The organism is Halopseudomonas salina (assembly GCF_008641105.1).
The window spans coordinates 1-16910 of the sequence record NZ_VTTI01000001.1 but is presented as its reverse complement, the minus strand read 5'-3'; the positions used below and the strand labels follow the sequence as shown (position 1 = coordinate 16910).

The following is a 16910-nucleotide window of genomic DNA, read 5'->3' as shown; positions in this document are numbered from 1 at the left end:
AAGTGATGTTGCGTAAAATTCACGGCCTACCCGGCCTGTTCGCGGCGATATTTCTGATGACGCTTGCAGTCACCGGCGCGATTCTGTCCTTGGTGCCTGCAATGGACAGGGCAGCAACGCTGATCCCCGCTGCTGGTGAGGTGAGTGTGGCTGAGCTGGCCGGGCGTGTCGTTGACCATTATCCCGGCGCCGAACAGATTGTGCGTGGCGCTTCCGGCGGCGTGATTGTCTATTACAATCGCGACGGCCAGCCTGGGGCAGATCTGGTCAACCCTCTTACCGGCGAGGGCATGGCGCCCTACGAGCCATCGGCTTTTTTTATCTGGATCAAGGATTTGCATCGCTCGTTTCTGCTGGATAGCCCTGGTCGAATGTTGGCCGGGTTGATGGCGGTGGTAATGCTCCTTGTCTGTATCTCCGGCACCCTGCTGCTGGTCCGTCGGACAGGCGGCTGGCGTGCGTTGTTGCGGCCGTTCACAGGCTCGGGCAGCACACGGATTCACGCAGAACTGGCCCGATTTGCCATACTCGGCTTGCTGCTGTCGGCGTTGACCGGTGGTTATATGTCGGCATTGCGTTTCGGCCTGCTGCCCGAACCGCCCGAAACCGGACCGACTTTCCCTGCTGAAGTATCTGGGGGGCAACCGGCTCCGGTAGCGACCCTGGCGGCCCTATCGGATATTGACCTAGGCGAGTTGCGGGAACTGGTGTTTCCCTATCCCGATGACCGGCAGGACGCGTACTCGCTGACCACCAGCGAGGGTGCCGGTTTTGTTGATCAGGCGACCGGGGAGCTGCTGAAGTTTCAGCCACGGGCCGCCGCTAGCGTTTTCCAGAAGTGGATGGTCCGCTTGCACACCGGCGAAGGCCTTTGGTGGCTGGGCTTGGTTCTCGGAGCAACGGCGCTGACGGTTCCGGCCCTGTCACTGACTGGCATAACAGTCTGGTGGCGGCGACGCCGTTCTTCAGCGCAGTTGGCGAACAATGTCAGTATCTCCAGGGCTGACGCCATTATCCTTGTCGGATCCGAAAACAATGCTACCTGGGGCTTTGCCCGGGAACTCCAATCCGGACTGAACAAGGCAGGTATCCAGGTGCATTGCAGCGAGATGAACGCGTTAGCTGAGACTTATCCGCAGGCATCCATGCTTTTTATACTCACCTCGACCTATGGTGACGGCGACGCGCCGGCTTCAGCACGCCGATTCATGTCCAGACTCGCTTATTTCAGGGGTGGGGAGACGTTGAGATATGCCGTGCTGGGTTTTGGGGACAAGCAGTTCTCGACGTTCTGCCAGTTTGCCCTGGAGGTGGATGCCGCGCTCGCCGCCAAAGGGCTGTCCCGCATACACAAGATCGAACTGATAGATCGTTGTTCCGGTACGCAATTCAACCAGTGGGGAGGCAGGATCAGTGAGCTCATTGGAAGGCCACTTTCGCTGAGCTACGAGCCATTGCCTCCGGCAACGGTGACGCTGGAGCTTGTTGAACGGGCGGATTACGGGGTCGCGGTGCAGGCGCCGACCAGTATTCTGCGTTTCCGGCAGTCCAGGTTGGGTCGTAGCTGGTGGCAAGCCTTTTTCAAAGCGAGTCGCGGCAGTTTGCCGGATTTTGAGGCTGGAGACTTGTTAGGTGTTATGCCGCCTGGGGGGCATAGCCCACGATTATACTCCCTGGCCTCTTCTACTTCTGACGGTGTCATTGAGATATGTGTTCGCAAGCAGCCCGACGGTTTGTGCTCCGGTTTCTTGCACCAACTCAAGCGCGGTGATCGGATCGAGGGCTTTATCCGTCAGAACCCGGGCTTTCGTCCTGCTGTCGGAAGCGCCCCTGTTATTCTGATAGGCGCGGGTGCAGGAATAGGTCCGCTGACGGGGTTCATTCGAAAGAATACCCGGCGCAACCCCATGTTTTTGTACTGGGGCGGACGCAGTCCGCAATCGGATTTTCTCTATCAGCCCGAGTTGGGGTGCTACCTTGAGGACCACCGACTGACAGGGTTGAATACGGCGTTTTCCAGATCAGTTGAGCACGCCTATGTTCAGGACAAGTTAATGGAAGACCAGGTCGCTGTACGTCAGATGATAGAGAGGGGGGCACAAATACTGGTCTGTGGTGGCCGGGGCATGGCGTCGGGGGTCAGGCTGGTTTTGGACGAAATCGTCAGGCCGTTACGTATCGATGTCGAAACCCTCAGAAGTCGTGGGCAGTATCTGGAGGACGTCTATTAACGCCCTCACCAGAGCTCACCGCCAATACAGCGCAAAGAGCTGAATTCTGTCGACAGTACCGGGTGGTTTGGCTAAGCTTCCCGCAAGCAAAGGAATGTGCAGGCACCTCCCTTGCTGGGTGGAATGAACCGCTGCTCAGCCATCGTTTTTGCGTGCGCTGCAATTGACTGGAGGTCACCGTTGATCCGTATTACATGGAAGTACCTTGCCTTGCTGGCGATCTTGTTACTCGCCGGATGCGCGGCCAAAAATGCCAATCAGGGGCTTGATCCGAGTCAGCTGAGCAAAACCGGGCTGGTGTTTGCCAGCCTGAGTACCGGAGCTGAGGGTGGAGATGCCCCCATCGCCACCTTCAGCTTCAGCCAGGGCGGCTTTGTAAATTCCCGGCAAGAGCAGATTGCAGGTCTCAATCTCAAGCCCAGTGAGCTTGAGGGAGATTTCGGTCGCCTGATCGCCGTGGAGCTTCCCGTGGGGCCCAATAGTCTGACGTACTGGTCGCTTACCCATGGCGTCACGCAGTATTCATCAGCCAAGCCCGTTCCAGAAATCAAATTCATCGTAGAGCCCGGCAAGGCCCTGTATCTGGGTAATTTGCACGTGCATGTCGAGATGGCTAAGAACGTCCTCGGCCAACCGGTAATCAACAACCTGCTACCAGAGATTCGCGATCGCAGTGAGCGTGATGTTGCGCTGTTCAAGAGTCGTTATCCGCTGGTCGGTGATGCCAATATCCTCTTGAAACAGCCCTTTCTCGGCGAGTGGTCACAGGACAATCTTCTGATCTCCCGATAGAAGCCTGTCGCCGGGCCGACTGTCAAAATCGAGACAGACAGAACGCCCGGATAAGGCTATTTTGCATTGCTGCGCGGGACAGCCGTCGCCCGCCGACAATGGAGATACAAGCTATGTCATTTGCATCCAAAGTGGTCTGGATTACCGGTGCGTCTTCAGGGATCGGTGAGGCACTGGCCAACGCATTGCTTGCCCAGGGGGCAGAGGTAATACTCTCCGGCCGTCGCGCCGAGGCCTTGCAGGCTGTGGCGGCGCAGGCTCCCGAGCGGACACTGGTGCTACCCTTTGAGACCACGGAATACGACAGCTTGCCGGATCTGGTCGAGCAGGCCTGGACCTGGCGTGGGCGTATTGACCTGCTGATCAACAATGCCGGCATCAGTCAGCGCAGTCTGGCGTTGGATACCTCATTTGATGTGTATCGGCAATTGATGGAAGTCGACTATCTGGCGCCACTGGCGCTGACCCAGGCGCTGCTCCCGCGCATGGTGGAGCAGGGCAGCGGACAGCTCGCGGTGGTCAGTTCCGTGGCGGGCAAGGTTGGCACAGCGCTCAGAACCGGCTATTGCGGTGCCAAGCATGGGGTGGTGGGCTATTTCGAGGCGCTACGGGCTGAAGTCGAGGATGCGTACGGTATTGGCGTCAGTATTATTCTGCCGGGCTCTGTGCGTACGTCGATCGCTACGAATGCGCTGGAAGGCAGCGGCGCGGCTCGAGGCCGCTCAGACGCCAATATCGATAACGGCATCGACCCTGGCGTGGCTGCGCAAACCATTCTTGACGGATTGAGCACGCGACAACACGACATTGTCGTGGCCGAGGGTATGGAGCTGGGCGCACTGCAGATGCGGGTTGCCGATCCTGCTCGCCTGTTCAGTATCACTGCTGCCGAGGGTACCCGCCTGGCCAAGGTGCGTGCCGAGCTGGGCGCGGGCGCTTCGGTAGATCCGGGCGCTGTCAATAAATCCTGAGCCTGCTTCAGCTTCCCGGATACAGCGCTGCCCGACCCGATTCAGGGGCGTCTCCTGGACGTTGGGCGCACCTGCAACTGGTCCAGCGCGTTCGAATTGGCTCGCGCCCACTCGTAAATCATTTCGATAGGTTGGACCATGAGCTTGCCGAGCGGCGATAGGGCATAACTCACTGCTGGCGGCACGGTGTCCTGCACTTGTCGCTCGATCAGTCCGCTGGCTTCCAGCTCACGGAGGGTCTGGATCAGCATCTTTTTGGAAATGCCGGGCAAGGATCGGTGCAAGGATCCGGTCCGTGCTATCCCGTCATGTCGGACCTGCAGCGTATGCAATATCATGCTGGTCCACTTCGTGGAGAAAAGCTCGAGAACGCGCCGTGGTGCGCAGTCTTCACGCCATTGTGCTTCTTCTGATCCGGTCTGCATTGGGGGTGGTTACCATTTGGTGCCGACTAGGATCGGCGAGTGCGAGTGGTTAAGGTGGTTGCCTATATCCTTTTTGGAGTTGGCAACATGAAAAATCAAGCCTTGGTTGTAGGCGCGAGTGGCATTATCGGTAGCGCTGTGTCGCACCTGCTGGCCGAAGAGCACTGGGCCGTCGCGGGCCTTGCTCGTCGTCCCGATGTGGCAGCAGGTATAACACCAATCAGCGCAGATCTGTTGGATCCTCATCAGTTGAAGATGGCTTTGGCAGATATTGAGCCGACCCATGTATTTCTGACAACCTGGGCGCGCCAGTCGAGTGAGGCCGAGAATATTAGGGTCAACGCAGAAATGCTCAGGAATGTGCTTGATGCTGTTGGTAGGTCTGGCTCGGTTCGTCATGTGGCCCTGTCGACCGGCCTCAAGCACTACCTTGGGCCGTTCGAAGCCTATGGCCAGGGCGCGCTTCCGCAAACGCCGTTCCGGGAAGAACAGGGGCGCCTGGATGTCCCGAATTTCTATTATGCCCAGGAGGATGAACTCTTCGCCGCCGCCAAGCGTGATGGTTTTACCTGGAGTGTTCACCGGCCGCACACCGTCACAGGGGTTGCGGTGGGAAACGCAATGAACATGGCTACGACACTGGCGGTCTACGCATCCATTTGCCGCTTCACCGGGCGGCCCTTCCGCTTCCCGGGTTCTGGCGTGCAATGGAACAGTCTTACCGACATGACCGATGCCGGACAGCTGGCCCGACACATGCTCTGGGCCGCGACGACACCTGCGGCGGCCAACGAGGCATTCAACGTAGTGAACGGTGATGTATTTCGCTGGAAATGGATGTGGGCGCGTATCGCCGATTGGTTCGGCATTGCCCCTGCGCCGTTTGACGGCACACCTGCACCGCTTGAACAGCAAATGGCCGACGACGCTGACATATGGAAGGACATGTCAAAGCAGTTTCACCTGGCTGAGCCAGATATCCAGAGACTCATATCGCCATGGCATACAGATGCTGATCTGGGCCGCCCGATTGAAGTAGTGACCGATATGTCGAAAAGCCGCAAGCTCGGTTTTCTGGCCTATCAGCCAAGTGATGAGGCCTTTTTCAATGTCTTCGAGCGGCTTCGATCAAGCAACCTCATCCCCCGCAAATGAGCTGATCCGGGGGTACTAGCCCTGCGGTGATTGCGCGATCTGTTCGCAATAGTGTGCGAGGTGTTCCGGCAGGTCGGTGGGGCAGACGCCGCATTGTTTGTTGCCAGGCACCGCGTGGTCGATGAACTTGGGGTAGGGGAGGTTCAGGTCAGCCATGATGACCATGAACTCCTCCAGAGTCTTGTCCATGCCAAGGCGTGGATTGCGCTTTTTCTCCTGGGCGATGGTAGTTACACGCCGGTCCTGATAGTCGTGGGCCGGGTAGACCAGATAATCGTCAGGCAGAATGAACAGCTTTTCCCGAACGCTCTTGTACAGAGATTTGGCGTCGCCATTCTGAAAGTCGGTACGTCCGCAGCCATCGATCAACAAGGCATCTCCGGTAAACAGGCGATCACCCAGCAAGTAGGCGAAATGGCCGTCGGTGTGACCGGGGGTGTGCAGTGGAGCGATGGTCAGGCTGCCGACGCTGAAAGGGCGGCCTTCTTCGATACCGATGTCGGCGCAGGGCAGATTGTCGAATGCCGGCGCGGCGATTTTGCTGCCGACGCGCTTCTTGAGCTCCAGGGCGGCGGTTATGTGGTCCGCGTGTATGTGGGTGTCCAGACTGTATGCCAGTGTCAGACCCAGGCTGCTGACCTCTCTGAGGTCGCGATCCAGGGTCGCGATCACCGGGTCGATCAGTACGGCCTTACCGGTAGCTTCGCAGCCCAGCAAATAGGTATAGGTGCTGGAAACGGGCTCGAATAACTGTCGAAATATCATTGGTTCATCCTTCTGAATGCCGGCTGTTGGAATCAGCCTAAAGCTTTGACGTTACTCGCCATATTGCGTTGCCAACGTCATCGGCGACCAGTAAACCGCCACGTCCATCCGCTATAACCCCTACGGGCCGACCGCGGGCATTGCCGCTGTTGCCCACAAAGCCCGACAACAGGGTTTGCATGGAGCCTGTGGGGCGGCCATCAGCGAAAGGGACAAAGACGACTTCGTAGCCATTCAAGGGCCGCCGATTCCAGGACCCATGCAGACCAACGAACGCACCTTCATCAAAACCAGTGACGTTCCCGTTGTTGAAAGCCAGCCCCAGAGGGGCCACGTGTGTACCCAGGGCAAAATCCGGGGCGATTGCACGGGCTACCTGCTCGGGTTGCTGAGGGCTTACGCGTTCGTCGATATTCTGGCCGAAGTAGCTGTAGGGCCAGCCGTAGAAAGCCTCGCGACGGACTGAAGTCAGGTAGTCGGGCACCAGGTCACTACCAAGTTCGTCGCGTTCGTTAACAACTGCCCACAGTTCGCCTTTGTGGGGTTCCCAGTCCAGGCCGACCGGGTTGCGGAGCCCTGAAGCGAATACCCGCGTAGCGCCGGAAGCAGTATCGACCTCGAGTATTACGGCGCGCATATGCTCTACCTGCATACCATTTTCGCCGACGTTGCTATTGGATCCGACGCCTACATACAGGTGCTCCCCATCGGCACTGGCGAGCAGACTCTTGGTCCAGTGGTGGTTCAGCTCATTACCCTTGCCTGGTAGGTCGGTAAGCTTGGCAGGAACTGCAGTGATGCTCGTCTGACCGCTTTGATAGGGCACTTTCAACAAGGCATCGGCATTGGCCACATACAAGGTGTCCCCGACTAGGGCCATACCGAATGGCGAATGCAAGCCCTGGAGAAATACCTCGTGCAAGTCAGCCTTGCCGTCTCCGTCTGTATCGCGCAACAGGGTGATGCGATTGGCGCTCGGTACTGCCGCTCCGGCGCGCTTCATGACCAGTTTCATCATCCAACCCTTGATGCCGTCGATCCCGCTTTTCCCCGGTGGTGCATTAGTCTCGGCGACCAGTACGTCGCCATTTGGCAGGACGTACAGCCAGCGTGGGTGGTCGAGGCCCTCGGCAAAGACCGACACCTTCAGGTTTGCGGCTGGGGTTGGGGTGGCGCCATCTTCCCAGCCGACTGCCGGCGCGATCTTGATGACAGGAATCAGCCTGGGCCTGGGCTCTGGTAGTTCCGGCCCGGCGCCGGTAACGGCTTGCGACGGCAGCCGCGCCTGTCCTCCACAGGCTGTCAACAGCACGATCAGGGGTAGCAACACGAATAGAGATCCAGCCTTCAAGCCCTTTCCTGTCCCCGGATTAAAGGGGCGCGTAATACTCTTGCGCGCGTGTTTTTCACCGCAGGCCCCAAGTTGGAAGCTTTTGTAGGGCTTTCGGAGGTCAAGTGCCTCCCGCTTACCATCGATGCCTTTTTCGCCGAGTTCGTCAGTGTTCATCGTATGGCCTGGGAGAGTGGAGGAGGGGTGGCCGTAGGTGCCTGTCTGGATCAAATATAGCAGTGCGCGTCCATTAAGCTATCCAGTTGGGCTGGTTGGCCATTAGAGCAGACTTGTATTTTTACAGGCAGACAGACGTCACGCGGTGAGCCGATCCTTTTGTGCGTTGGTTCTGCTACCAAGCTGGCACGACGTTGGATACCGTGACTATCGGAATGGTTGCAAAGGCAAGACGGAGGGGTTACAGCGTAGAAAGTGGTGGGCCCAGTAGGACTTGAACCTACGACCAAGCGATTATGAGTCGCCTGCTCTGACCAACTGAGCTATGGGCCCACTAAAGTACGAACGCCGCGAATTATACGTATTGAGGCGGCCGCTGACCATAGTTATGCACTATGGAAATAAAAACGCCCGGCATTACCGGGCGTTTTGGTTACTGCTAAGCACTTACTCGTCGAGGAAGCTGCGCAGGTGATCGCTGCGAGTGGGGTGCCGCAATTTGCGCAGCGCCTTGGCCTCGATCTGACGGATCCGCTCGCGGGTCACGTCGAACTGCTTGCCGACTTCTTCCAGCGTATGGTCGGTATTCATGTCGATACCGAAGCGCATGCGCAGGACCTTGGCTTCCCGTGCGGTAAGGCCGGAGAGCACGTCGCGGGTAGCTTCCTTGAGGCTTTCCACGGTCGCCATATCGATCGGCGATTCCATGGTCGAGTCCTCTATGAAGTCGCCCAGATGCGAATCCTCGTCGTCACCAATCGGCGTCTCCATGGAGATTGGTTCCTTGGCGATCTTGAGCACCTTGCGGATCTTGTCCTCGGGCATCTCCATGCGCTCGCCAAGTTCTTCTGGTGTCGGTTCGCGACCCATCTCCTGCAGCATCTGGCGAGAGATACGGTTGAGCTTGTTGATCGTCTCGATCATGTGCACCGGAATACGGATGGTGCGCGCCTGGTCAGCGATCGAGCGGGTGATAGCCTGCCGAATCCACCAGGTGGCATAGGTCGAGAACTTGTAACCGCGGCGGTATTCGAACTTGTCGACGGCCTTCATCAGGCCGATGTTGCCTTCCTGGATCAGGTCGAGGAACTGCAAGCCGCGGTTGGTGTACTTCTTGGCGATCGAGATAACCAGGCGCAGGTTGGCCTCGACCATTTCCTTCTTGGCGCGACGGGCGCGGGCTTCACCGATCGACATGCGACGGTTGATGTCCTTGACCTCGGAAATCGTGAGTTCGGCTTCCTGGGCCAGTGCCGCCAGCTTCTTCTGAGCACGAATGATGTCGGGCTTGCGCTCTTCAAGGGCTTCGGCATAGCGCGGCTTGTCAGCCAGCAATGCGTCGACCCACTCGGTATTGATTTCGTTACCGGGGAAGCCGCGAAGGAAGTCGGCACGCGGCATGCGAACGTCACGAACGCACAGCTGCATGATCGCCCGCTCCTGGGCGCGGATCTGATCCTGGACGCCACGTACGCGCTGAACCAGCGCCTCGTATTGCTTGGGTATCAGTTTGATTGGCATGAACAGCAGTGCCAGCTCTTCCAGCTCTGCAGTTGCCTGCTTGCTGCCGCGACCGTGCTTCTTCAGAGCCTTCTTGGTTTTGGCCAGTTGATCGCCAATCGCCGTGAAGCGTTGACGAGCAACTTCCGGATCCGGGCCGCCATCGCCTTCTTCTTCGGCGCTGTCGTCATCTTCCTCGTCGTCGTCCTTGTCATCCTTGTCGGATTTGGCTGCTGGTGCTGGAGCCTGTTCGGCTGCAGGTCCACCAGTGCCGGACAAGCCGTCGTCATCGGGGTCGATATAACCGCTGAATATTTCGGTCAGACGGCCGCTCTCTTCGACTACGCGATGGTAGTCGGCGAGGATGCCGTCAACAGTGCCGGGGAACATCGAGATAGCGGCCATGACTTCACGGATGCCTTCCTCGATGCGTTTGGCAATTTCGATTTCGCCTTCGCGGGTCAGCAGTTCCACGGTACCCATTTCGCGCATGTACATGCGCACTGGGTCAGTGGTCCGGCCGATGTCGCTTTCGACCGCGGCGAGGGCGGCTGCGGCCTCTTCGGCAGCAGCTTCATCGGCGTCGTTGTCTGCCAGAAGCAGAGCATCGGCATCGGGTGCTGTCTCGAAGACGGTGATTCCCATATCGTTGATCATGCGAATGATGTCTTCGACCTGCTCCGGATCGGAAATATCTTCCGGGAGATGGTCGTTGACTTCCGCATAGGTCAAGAAGCCCTGTTCGCGACCGCGTGCGATGAGCTCTTTGAGACGGGATTGCTGTTGCGCTTTTCCGGACATAACAACCCTTGTGGATGCCGTGGTATACAAAAAAACAAGCTGCGGATTATACCCTGATTGCAAGCTGCAAAGCCAGTTGGGGTGCCGGTTTACTTGTCGGTGATGTGCGTGGAGCCTCGTGTCAGAAGCTCGCGCAGTTCCTGCTTTTCCTCGGTGGTCAGCGGCATTTGCGCAGACTGGTCGAGAAGTTTCTGGATACGTCTGTCAGTTTGTTGCGATACCAGGTTGTTAATGGTGTCGAAAAACTGTTGTTCAAGGTTGGCGCTGGGAATATTCAGGAGCCATTCCTTCTCGGCCAGTTGACCAAGCTGCTCTCCCATTTCGGTGCCGTGCCAGCGGGCCAGTAGTTGAACAGTACTGAGTGTAGGCGTTTTCTGCAGGGCATCAATTAATGCGACCAGCAATTGCGCCTGCTCGCTCTCTTCATTGGCAAACTGGCTGGCTCCTTCCACCAGGCCTGCCAGTTGCGGATGGTGCAGCAGTGTGCGGGCGGCAGTCAGCAGTGGGCTTTCTACCCCGCTGCGCTCGGTACCGCGTTTGCGAGGGGGTCGGGTTTCAGGGGAGCGTTGCCTGGGCGCCGGTTGCCAGGCTTGCGGAGAGTAATAATCCCCATCATCGTGCTCGCCCATCATTGCATCGGGCATGTTGTCATAATTGCCCGTCTCATAACCGACAGTCGGGGTCGGCTGCCGGGGCACTGTATCCAGATCCATGCCGGTCAGTTTTTCCAGTTGCTGGCGTAGCAGGCGTCGCAGCATGCTGCCCGGGACCTGCTCGATCAGCGGTAACGCCAGGGTGGCCAGGTGCGCCTTGCCTTCCAGGCTGTCCGGGTTGGCCTCCTCTGCCAGGTGTCGGAACAGGTAGTCGGTCAGCGGCTGTGCCTGCTGCACCATGCGTGCCCGGAACGCATCCTGACCTTCGCTGCGTATCAGTGAATCCGGGTCCTGGCCGTCGGGCAGGAAAAGAAAGCGCACGTGCCGCCCATCTTCCATCACCGGCAGGCAGGCATTCAGTGCGCGCCAAGCGGCTTGCACGCCAGCTCGGTCGCCGTCAAAGCAGAACACCACTGCATTAACAATCCGAAAGAGCCGCTTGAGGTGCTCTTCGCTGGTCGCTGTGCCCAGGGTGGCCACCGCATTGGTCACTCCGTGCTGGGCCAGGGCGATTACATCCATGTAGCCTTCGACGACCAATACGTCATCCAGTTGCCGGTTGGCCTGGCGAGCTTCATACAGCCCGTACAGCTCCTGGCCCTTGTGATATACCGGCGTTTCCGGGCTGTTCAGGTATTTAGGCTTGTCGTCACCCAATACCCGGCCACCGAACCCGAGGGTGCGGCCACGGCTGTCGCGAATCGGAAAAATGATTCGGTCGCGAAAGCGGTCGTAGCGTTTGCCGCTGTCGGGGTTTTCGACCACCAGGCCGGCTTCAATCAGCGCCTTGACCTCCGTAGAGTCTGTGGTCAGATGTCCCATCAGGTTGTCCCAGCCGGGCGGGGCGAAACCGATGTCGTAACGCTTGGCGATCTGGCCGGTGAGTCCGCGTTGTTTCAGATAGCTGACCGCGCGCTCCTTTTTGGGATGATGGCGCAATTGCTGTCGGTAAAACGCCGCGGCCTGCTCAAGCAATGCATAGAGCGGATTATCCTGGCGCGGTTTGCGTGATTCGCGTGAGCCTGGGCGGGTTTCTTCGCGGGGTACGTCGACACCGGCCTGTCGCGCCAGCTCTTCTACTGCCTGAGGGAAGTCCAGGCGCTCGAAGTCCATCACGAAGCTCAGGGCGTTTCCGCCTGCGCCGCAGCCGAAACAGTAATAGAACTGCTTGTCCGGGCTGACACTGAACGATGGTGACTTTTCGTTGTGGAACGGGCAGAGGGCGGAGAAGTTCTTTCCAGTCTTCTTGAGCTTCAGGCGCGAGCCAACCACCTCGAGGATGTCAGTCCGGCCGAGAAGATCGTCAATGAAGCCTTGGGGAATCAATCCCGCCATCGGAGCTGCCCTGCGAAGTCGTCGAGTTGGTAGTCGTAGCGCATGCCAGGCAGGCAGCGCCCGAGCCGGCCGGAGCACTATAGCAGTGCATTAACGCCGCGCAACGCAAAAATCCAGCCATTTCCCTATGCTTCGGGAGGCCGGACAGATGCGCAGAACCAGATATTTTCAATCCGTATGAATCAGGCCGCGTGGGCTGTGACTCGGCGGGCCTGTTCTGGCCCGTAGACGGATAGTCCGGTACTTAGTACAGGCGTACGTGGCGACGCTGTTCGCGTTGCAACTTCTTGGCGTGACGCTTTACAGCGGCAGCAGCCTTACGCTTGCGCTCGGTAGTGGGCTTTTCATAAAACTCGCGGCGGCGGACTTCAGCCAACACGCCAGCTTTTTCGCAGGAGCGCTTGAAGCGGCGCAGAGCTACGTCGAAGGGTTCGTTCTCTTTCAGTTTGACGGCAGGCATTTCGTACCTTTTCTCAAAGTTTAACTGTGAGTCATGCTCCGGGCCTTGGCCAGAAGCGATTGCATTTCAAGGGGAGCGGATGTTAACCCCAATAAACGGGAAATGCAAAACAAGATTGGATGAAAGCGAGGGAGTGTTGATCAGCTTCCGGACGAGCGGTGCGTTCAGAGTGCGATGTCAGGCCGGAAAAACTGGCCCGCAGCTGGCAGGAATATTATCATGCGCAGCCATTCCAACAGCTGATTGCAGCAAGGACCCTATGCGCGTTCTGGGTATTGAAACCTCCTGTGATGAAACCGGTATTGCACTGTATGACAGCGAGCGAGGCCTGCTGGCTGACGCCCTGTTCAGTCAGATCGATCTGCACCGCGTTTATGGCGGGGTAGTGCCCGAGCTGGCGTCACGCGATCATGTCAAACGGCTGATCCCTCTTATGCGCGAAGTGTTTGCCAGCGCCGGGGTCGAGGAAGGTGATGTCGATGGCGTGGTCTATACCGCAGGCCCCGGCCTGGTGGGCGCGCTGCTTGTGGGGGGTGCATGCGCCCGCGCGCTTGCCTTTGCCTGGGGTGTGCCGGCGCTGGGTGTGCATCATATGGAAGGCCACCTGCTGGCGCCTATGCTGGAGGAAAATCCACCGGCATTCCCGTTCGTCGCACTGTTGGTGTCTGGCGGCCACACCCAGTTGGTGCGTGTCGATGGCATTGGTCAGTACCAGCTTCTGGGGGAATCCCTGGATGACGCTGCCGGTGAAGCTTTCGACAAGACTGCCAAGCTGATGGGGCTGCCATACCCTGGCGGGCCGGAGATCGCCAGGCTGGCAGCCTCGGGTGTGCCGGGACGTTTTACCTTCCCGCGGCCGATGACTGATCGCCCGGGCCTGGATTTCAGTTTCAGCGGGCTTAAAACAGCCACCCTCAATGCCTGGCAGCAGTGCGTGACCAATGCCGATGACAGCGAACAGACGCGCTGTGATGTAGCCCTGGCCTTTGAGCAGGCAGTGGTCGATACGCTGACAATCAAGTGCCGCCGTGCGCTCAAGGCGACCGGTTTGAAGACCCTGGTGATTGCCGGTGGTGTCAGCGCCAACCAGCAACTGCGCCAGTCCCTGGATAAGATGGCCAGCGGTCTTAAAGGTGAATTGTTTTATGCACGACCGGCGTTCTGTACGGATAACGGCGCGATGATTGCCTATGCAGGCTGCCAGCGCCTGATGGCCGGGCAGCATGACCAGGCGGGTATTGAAGCCCGAGCGCGCTGGCCTATGGAACAGCTACCGCCGCTCAACGCTTGAAGTGATTTTCGCTGCCATCGAGCAATCGACCGATATTGACTCGATGACGGAGCATGATCAGTGCGACCATCAAGCCGCAGGGTAGCAGCAGTTCGGGTTGCTGCCAGGCAAGCCAGGGCAACAATCCGACGCAGGCGGCCAGTGAAGCGAGTGAGGCGATGCGGCGCCAGGCGAATACGCCTAGCCAGAGTGCTGCAGCTATCAGCGCAGCCGGCCAGGAAAGCATCAGTAGCACTCCGGCCGCAGTCGCGACACCTTTGCCGCCCTGCAGGCGATGGAATACAGGCAGAATATGCCCGCATACAGCAGCGAGTCCCATCCAGCCGAGAGCGGCCGGGCCCATGTTCCAGAGGCTGGCCAGCCAGATGGCGAGTGCGCCTTTGCCCAGATCGCCTAGCAGGGTGGCCAGTGCCAACGAGCGACTACCCATGCGCAGCATGTTGCTCGCCCCGGGATTACCGGAACCGAAACTGCGTGGATCGGGTAGTTTGCCAAGCTTGCTGAATGCCACGGCAAAGGATATCGACCCGAGAAGATATGAGGTGCACAGTAGCAGTATGAGTTCGATGGACATGGCCTTGGCCGTGATCAAAACCCGATTGTAGTCGACAGTGGAGTGGTGTGTGGACCAGGTATTTATCAAGGGGTTGTCGGTAGAGGCCGTGATTGGCGTTTACGACTGGGAGCGCACAATTCTCCAGCCGCTGGTGCTCGACCTTGATCTGGGTTGGGATATCCGCGCAGCGGCTGCCGGCGATGACCTGAGCGCGACTCTGGATTACGCGGCGGTCAGCCAGCGGGTGCTGGAGTACGTCGGTACCAGTCAATTTCAACTTGTCGAGTCGCTGGCTGAACGTCTGGCTGCGCTGATCATGGAGGAGTTCTCGGTGCCCTGGTTGCGCTTGCGGGTGACCAAGCCAGGTGCGGTCAGCGAGGCGTCTGGCGGCGTCGGTGTATTGATCGAACGTGGAGTGCGCACCGCATGACGGTTATCTTCCTGGGCATCGGTAGCAATAGTGATCGGGAACAGCATCTGCGCCGTGGGCTGGATGCCCTGAACCAGTTGCTGGGCCCGCTGGATCTGTCACCTGTTTTCGAAAGTGATGCCGTCGGTGTATTGGGTCGGCGTTTCTACAATATGGTGGTCGGTGCCGAGACGCATCTTTCACTGGTTGACCTGAATGCCGCTCTGAAAGCAATTGAAGCTGCCTGTGGACGGAGGGATTCACCATCCCCCGGGCGGATCACCCTGGATATCGACATTCTCAGCTTTGGGGATCTGACGGGTGTGCACGCAGGCCAGACCTTGCCGCGTCCCGAGGTGGTGCGCAATGCCTTTGTGCTTTGGCCGTTGGCCCTGCTGGCGCCCCACGCGGTGTTACCCGGCAGTAGTCAGAGTTATGCCGAGCTTTGGGCTGGCTGGCAGGGGGAGCAGCAATTGTGGCCTGTATCCTTTGAATGGAAGGGCCGGGCGCTCACGTCGCCGGCATTGCTGGAAGCGCAGGCTCTGCGGGCGCGGATCGGCGGCTAGCTGCTTCGAGACCTGCGTTATTCAGTTGTGGGTGAAAGCTGCCTTGAAGTCGGCAATGGCTTTTTCCCGTTCTCGCTCCAGCCCCTTTCCCAGTTCGGCTCCTTCCAGGCCTTGGGCCAAAAGTGATTCGACATTGACGTCTCGCGCTGCCTGGGCCGCCGCGCGTAAGTAATCTGCCTGGGGGTAGGGCTCGTTCTCCAGGCCGGTGCGGCCGCGGGCGTCGGCTTCGCAGGTGCCGAGAAACTGCTCGAATCGCTCCGGTCTGCGGTAAATATCGAAGGCCTTGAAAAGCTTGAGCAGGGTGCCGGGCTTGAGTTCCAGTGCCCGATGACAATGGGTATGGTATTCGCACGTCAGCAGAGCCAGGTCCTGACAGTCGCGGGGCACCTTGCAGCGTTTGTTGACCGCTTTAACTGCGGCTATGCCCTTGGTCTCATGGCCATGGTGCTTTGGCCAATGGGCCGGATCAGTCAGGCCCTTGCCCAGGTCATGGAGCAGGCAGGCCCAGCGGGCAGGCAGCGGTAATTGCATCAGGGCGGCAGTGTGCAGCACCAACAGCAGGTGTTCGCCGGTATCTACCTCCGGGTGATGCGTCTTGGGTTGGGGCACGCCAAACAGGCGGTCTACTTCAGGTAGTAGCTCAGCCAGGGCGCCGCAATCATGCAGTACCCGAATAAAAATTTCCGGATTGGGTTCCATTAGCGCACGGCTGATCTCCTTCCAGCTTCGCTCTGCCGTCAGCGCCTGCAGCTCCCCGCTTTCAGCCAGTTCACGCATCAGCGCCATGGTTTCCGGCGCGACAGTAAAGCTCATGCGGTGGTAACGGGCAGCGTAACGGGCGACGCGCAGCACGCGCATGGGGTCTTCGACAAAGGCGGGTGAGACGTGGCGCAGCAAGCGCGCAGCCAGATCCCGCTGGCCGCCATAGGGATCTATCACCTGGCAATCGCTGTCCATGGCCATCGCATTCACGGTCAGATCGCGGCGGATCAGGTCCTGTTCCAGCGTGACGTCCGGACTGGTGTGAAAGGTGAAGCCGCCATACCCCTGGCCGCTCTTGCGCTCGGTGCGTGCCAGAGCATATTCCTCACCGGTTTTCGGATGCAAAAAAACCGGGAAGTCCTGGCCGACTGGCCGAAAGCCGGCATCGAGCATGATCTCTGGCGTAGCGCCAACTACCACCCAGTCGTAGTCGCTGAACGGATGTCCAAGCAACTGGTCACGCACAGCACCGCCGACCAGATAGGTTTTATATGTGGATGACATCGGGCCTTGTGTCCTCGGTAGCCTCAAGCGAAACGCCAAGCTTCAAGCTTCAAGCTTCAAGCTTCAAGCTGCAAGCTGCAAGAAAAAAACTCACCCCCAAACCCCAAGGTCAAAATGGATTCCCGCCTTCGCGGGAATGACTGGATGGGGGGTACTAACCGGGCACATGGGTTACAGATCAAACCGGGCACATAGGTAACAGGTGATAGCGTATTGGCCTCAATAAG

Annotated in this window: 15 protein-coding genes and 1 tRNA gene; 7 read left to right on the top strand and 9 right to left on the bottom strand. The window is 58.7% G+C overall.

Translation table 11 applies throughout. From position 1 onward, the window contains the following. Positions 1-5: 5 nt before the first annotated feature. The 3 genes from FZF01_RS00080 to FZF01_RS00070 all read left to right on the top strand — a co-directional run bounded on the left by FZF01_RS00080 (position 6) and on the right by FZF01_RS00070 (position 3994). Complete coding sequence (locus tag FZF01_RS00080) at positions 6-2231, top strand: PepSY domain-containing protein (RefSeq protein WP_150276077.1); 2226 nt, start codon at positions 6-8, stop codon at positions 2229-2231. 180 nt (positions 2232-2411) lie between these two features. Further along, positions 2412-3023: a hypothetical protein gene (locus FZF01_RS00075; protein WP_150276076.1), complete on the top strand. Its 612-nt coding sequence runs from the start codon at positions 2412-2414 to the stop codon at positions 3021-3023. Positions 3024-3136: 113 nt separating this feature from the next. After that, positions 3137-3994: an SDR family NAD(P)-dependent oxidoreductase gene (locus FZF01_RS00070; protein ID WP_150276075.1), complete on the top strand. Its 858-nt coding sequence runs from the start codon at positions 3137-3139 to the stop codon at positions 3992-3994. Between the two features lie 41 nt (positions 3995-4035). Here the strand turns inward: FZF01_RS00070 and FZF01_RS00065 are convergent, their stop codons facing one another. After that, on the bottom strand, positions 4036-4419 hold the full coding sequence (locus FZF01_RS00065) for a winged helix-turn-helix transcriptional regulator (protein WP_150276074.1): 384 nt from the start codon (positions 4417-4419) through the stop codon (positions 4036-4038). A gap of 87 nt (positions 4420-4506) precedes the next feature. On the opposite strand from FZF01_RS00065, the gene FZF01_RS00060 reads away from it, so the two are divergent. Continuing rightward, positions 4507-5574: an SDR family oxidoreductase gene (locus FZF01_RS00060; protein ID WP_150276073.1), complete on the top strand. Its 1068-nt coding sequence runs from the start codon at positions 4507-4509 to the stop codon at positions 5572-5574. A gap of 15 nt (positions 5575-5589) precedes the next feature. Here the strand turns inward: FZF01_RS00060 and FZF01_RS00055 are convergent, their stop codons facing one another. The 6 genes from FZF01_RS00055 to rpsU all read right to left on the bottom strand — a co-directional run bounded on the left by FZF01_RS00055 (position 5590) and on the right by rpsU (position 12595). Further along, positions 5590-6339, bottom strand: coding sequence for an MBL fold metallo-hydrolase (locus tag FZF01_RS00055; RefSeq protein WP_150276072.1), 750 nt, complete (start codon positions 6337-6339; stop codon positions 5590-5592). Between the two features lie 37 nt (positions 6340-6376). Continuing rightward, on the bottom strand, positions 6377-7690 hold the full coding sequence (locus tag FZF01_RS00050; RefSeq protein ID WP_373286421.1) for a PQQ-dependent sugar dehydrogenase: 1314 nt from the start codon (positions 7688-7690) through the stop codon (positions 6377-6379). Positions 7691-8102: 412 nt separating this feature from the next. Next, positions 8103-8179 (bottom strand) — tRNA-Ile (locus tag FZF01_RS00045). Between the two features lie 114 nt (positions 8180-8293). After that, on the bottom strand, positions 8294-10147 hold the full coding sequence (rpoD, locus tag FZF01_RS00040) for an RNA polymerase sigma factor RpoD (protein WP_150276070.1): 1854 nt from the start codon (positions 10145-10147) through the stop codon (positions 8294-8296). 89 nt (positions 10148-10236) lie between these two features. Further along, positions 10237-12135, bottom strand: coding sequence for a DNA primase (gene dnaG / locus FZF01_RS00035; protein ID WP_150276069.1), 1899 nt, complete (start codon positions 12133-12135; stop codon positions 10237-10239). Positions 12136-12379: 244 nt separating this feature from the next. Continuing rightward, positions 12380-12595 carry a 30S ribosomal protein S21 gene (gene rpsU / locus FZF01_RS00030; RefSeq protein ID WP_022961595.1) on the bottom strand — a complete coding sequence of 72 codons (216 nt, stop codon included), beginning with the start codon at positions 12593-12595 and terminating at the stop codon, positions 12380-12382. 259 nt (positions 12596-12854) lie between these two features. On the opposite strand from rpsU, the gene tsaD reads away from it, so the two are divergent. Beyond that, positions 12855-13886, top strand: coding sequence for a tRNA (adenosine(37)-N6)-threonylcarbamoyltransferase complex transferase subunit TsaD (gene tsaD, locus FZF01_RS00025; RefSeq protein WP_150276068.1), 1032 nt, complete (start codon positions 12855-12857; stop codon positions 13884-13886). Here tsaD and plsY read toward each other — a convergent pair. Continuing rightward, the gene (gene plsY, locus FZF01_RS00020; protein ID WP_150276067.1) at positions 13876-14460 is read right to left on the bottom strand and encodes a glycerol-3-phosphate 1-O-acyltransferase PlsY; all 585 of its coding nucleotides are present in this window, start codon (positions 14458-14460) and stop codon (positions 13876-13878) included. The two genes, tsaD and plsY, sit on opposite strands and share 11 nt — an antisense overlap. 49 nt (positions 14461-14509) lie before the next feature. Here plsY and folB point away from each other — a divergent pair, with 49 nt between their 5' ends. After that, a complete protein-coding gene (gene folB, locus FZF01_RS00015; protein ID WP_150276066.1) occupies positions 14510-14872 on the top strand; it encodes a dihydroneopterin aldolase in 363 nt (120 codons plus the stop codon). Next, positions 14869-15417, top strand: a complete 549-nt coding sequence (gene folK, locus FZF01_RS00010; RefSeq protein WP_150276065.1) for a 2-amino-4-hydroxy-6-hydroxymethyldihydropteridine diphosphokinase — start codon at positions 14869-14871, stop codon at positions 15415-15417. Before folB ends, folK begins: the two co-directional genes overlap by 4 nt. Before the next feature lie 21 nt (positions 15418-15438). Here the strand turns inward: folK and FZF01_RS00005 are convergent, their stop codons facing one another. Then, complete coding sequence (locus tag FZF01_RS00005) at positions 15439-16683, bottom strand: multifunctional CCA addition/repair protein (protein ID WP_150276064.1); 1245 nt, start codon at positions 16681-16683, stop codon at positions 15439-15441. Positions 16684-16910 lie beyond the last annotated feature (227 nt).

What these genes read in the sequence shown, in the direction of transcription:
- FZF01_RS00080 (WP_150276077.1), top strand. Translation starts at nt 6, where the DNA reads ATGTTGCGTAAAATTCACGGCCTACCCGGCCTGTTCGCGGCGATATTT.
- FZF01_RS00065 (WP_150276074.1), bottom strand. Translation starts at nt 4,419, where the DNA reads ATGCAGACCGGATCAGAAGAAGCACAATGGCGTGAAGACTGCGCACCA.
- FZF01_RS00070 (WP_150276075.1), top strand. Translation starts at nt 3,137, where the DNA reads ATGTCATTTGCATCCAAAGTGGTCTGGATTACCGGTGCGTCTTCAGGG.
- plsY (WP_150276067.1), bottom strand. Translation starts at nt 14,460, where the DNA reads ATGTCCATCGAACTCATACTGCTACTGTGCACCTCATATCTTCTCGGG.
- dnaG (WP_150276069.1), bottom strand. Translation starts at nt 12,135, where the DNA reads ATGGCGGGATTGATTCCCCAAGGCTTCATTGACGATCTTCTCGGCCGG.
- FZF01_RS00005 (WP_150276064.1), bottom strand. Translation starts at nt 16,683, where the DNA reads ATGTCATCCACATATAAAACCTATCTGGTCGGCGGTGCTGTGCGTGAC.
- rpoD (WP_150276070.1), bottom strand. Translation starts at nt 10,147, where the DNA reads ATGTCCGGAAAAGCGCAACAGCAATCCCGTCTCAAAGAGCTCATCGCA.
- rpsU (WP_022961595.1), bottom strand. Translation starts at nt 12,595, where the DNA reads ATGCCTGCCGTCAAACTGAAAGAGAACGAACCCTTCGACGTAGCTCTG.
- FZF01_RS00060 (WP_150276073.1), top strand. Translation starts at nt 4,507, where the DNA reads ATGAAAAATCAAGCCTTGGTTGTAGGCGCGAGTGGCATTATCGGTAGC.
- FZF01_RS00055 (WP_150276072.1), bottom strand. Translation starts at nt 6,339, where the DNA reads ATGATATTTCGACAGTTATTCGAGCCCGTTTCCAGCACCTATACCTAT.
- tsaD (WP_150276068.1), top strand. Translation starts at nt 12,855, where the DNA reads ATGCGCGTTCTGGGTATTGAAACCTCCTGTGATGAAACCGGTATTGCA.
- folK (WP_150276065.1), top strand. Translation starts at nt 14,869, where the DNA reads ATGACGGTTATCTTCCTGGGCATCGGTAGCAATAGTGATCGGGAACAG.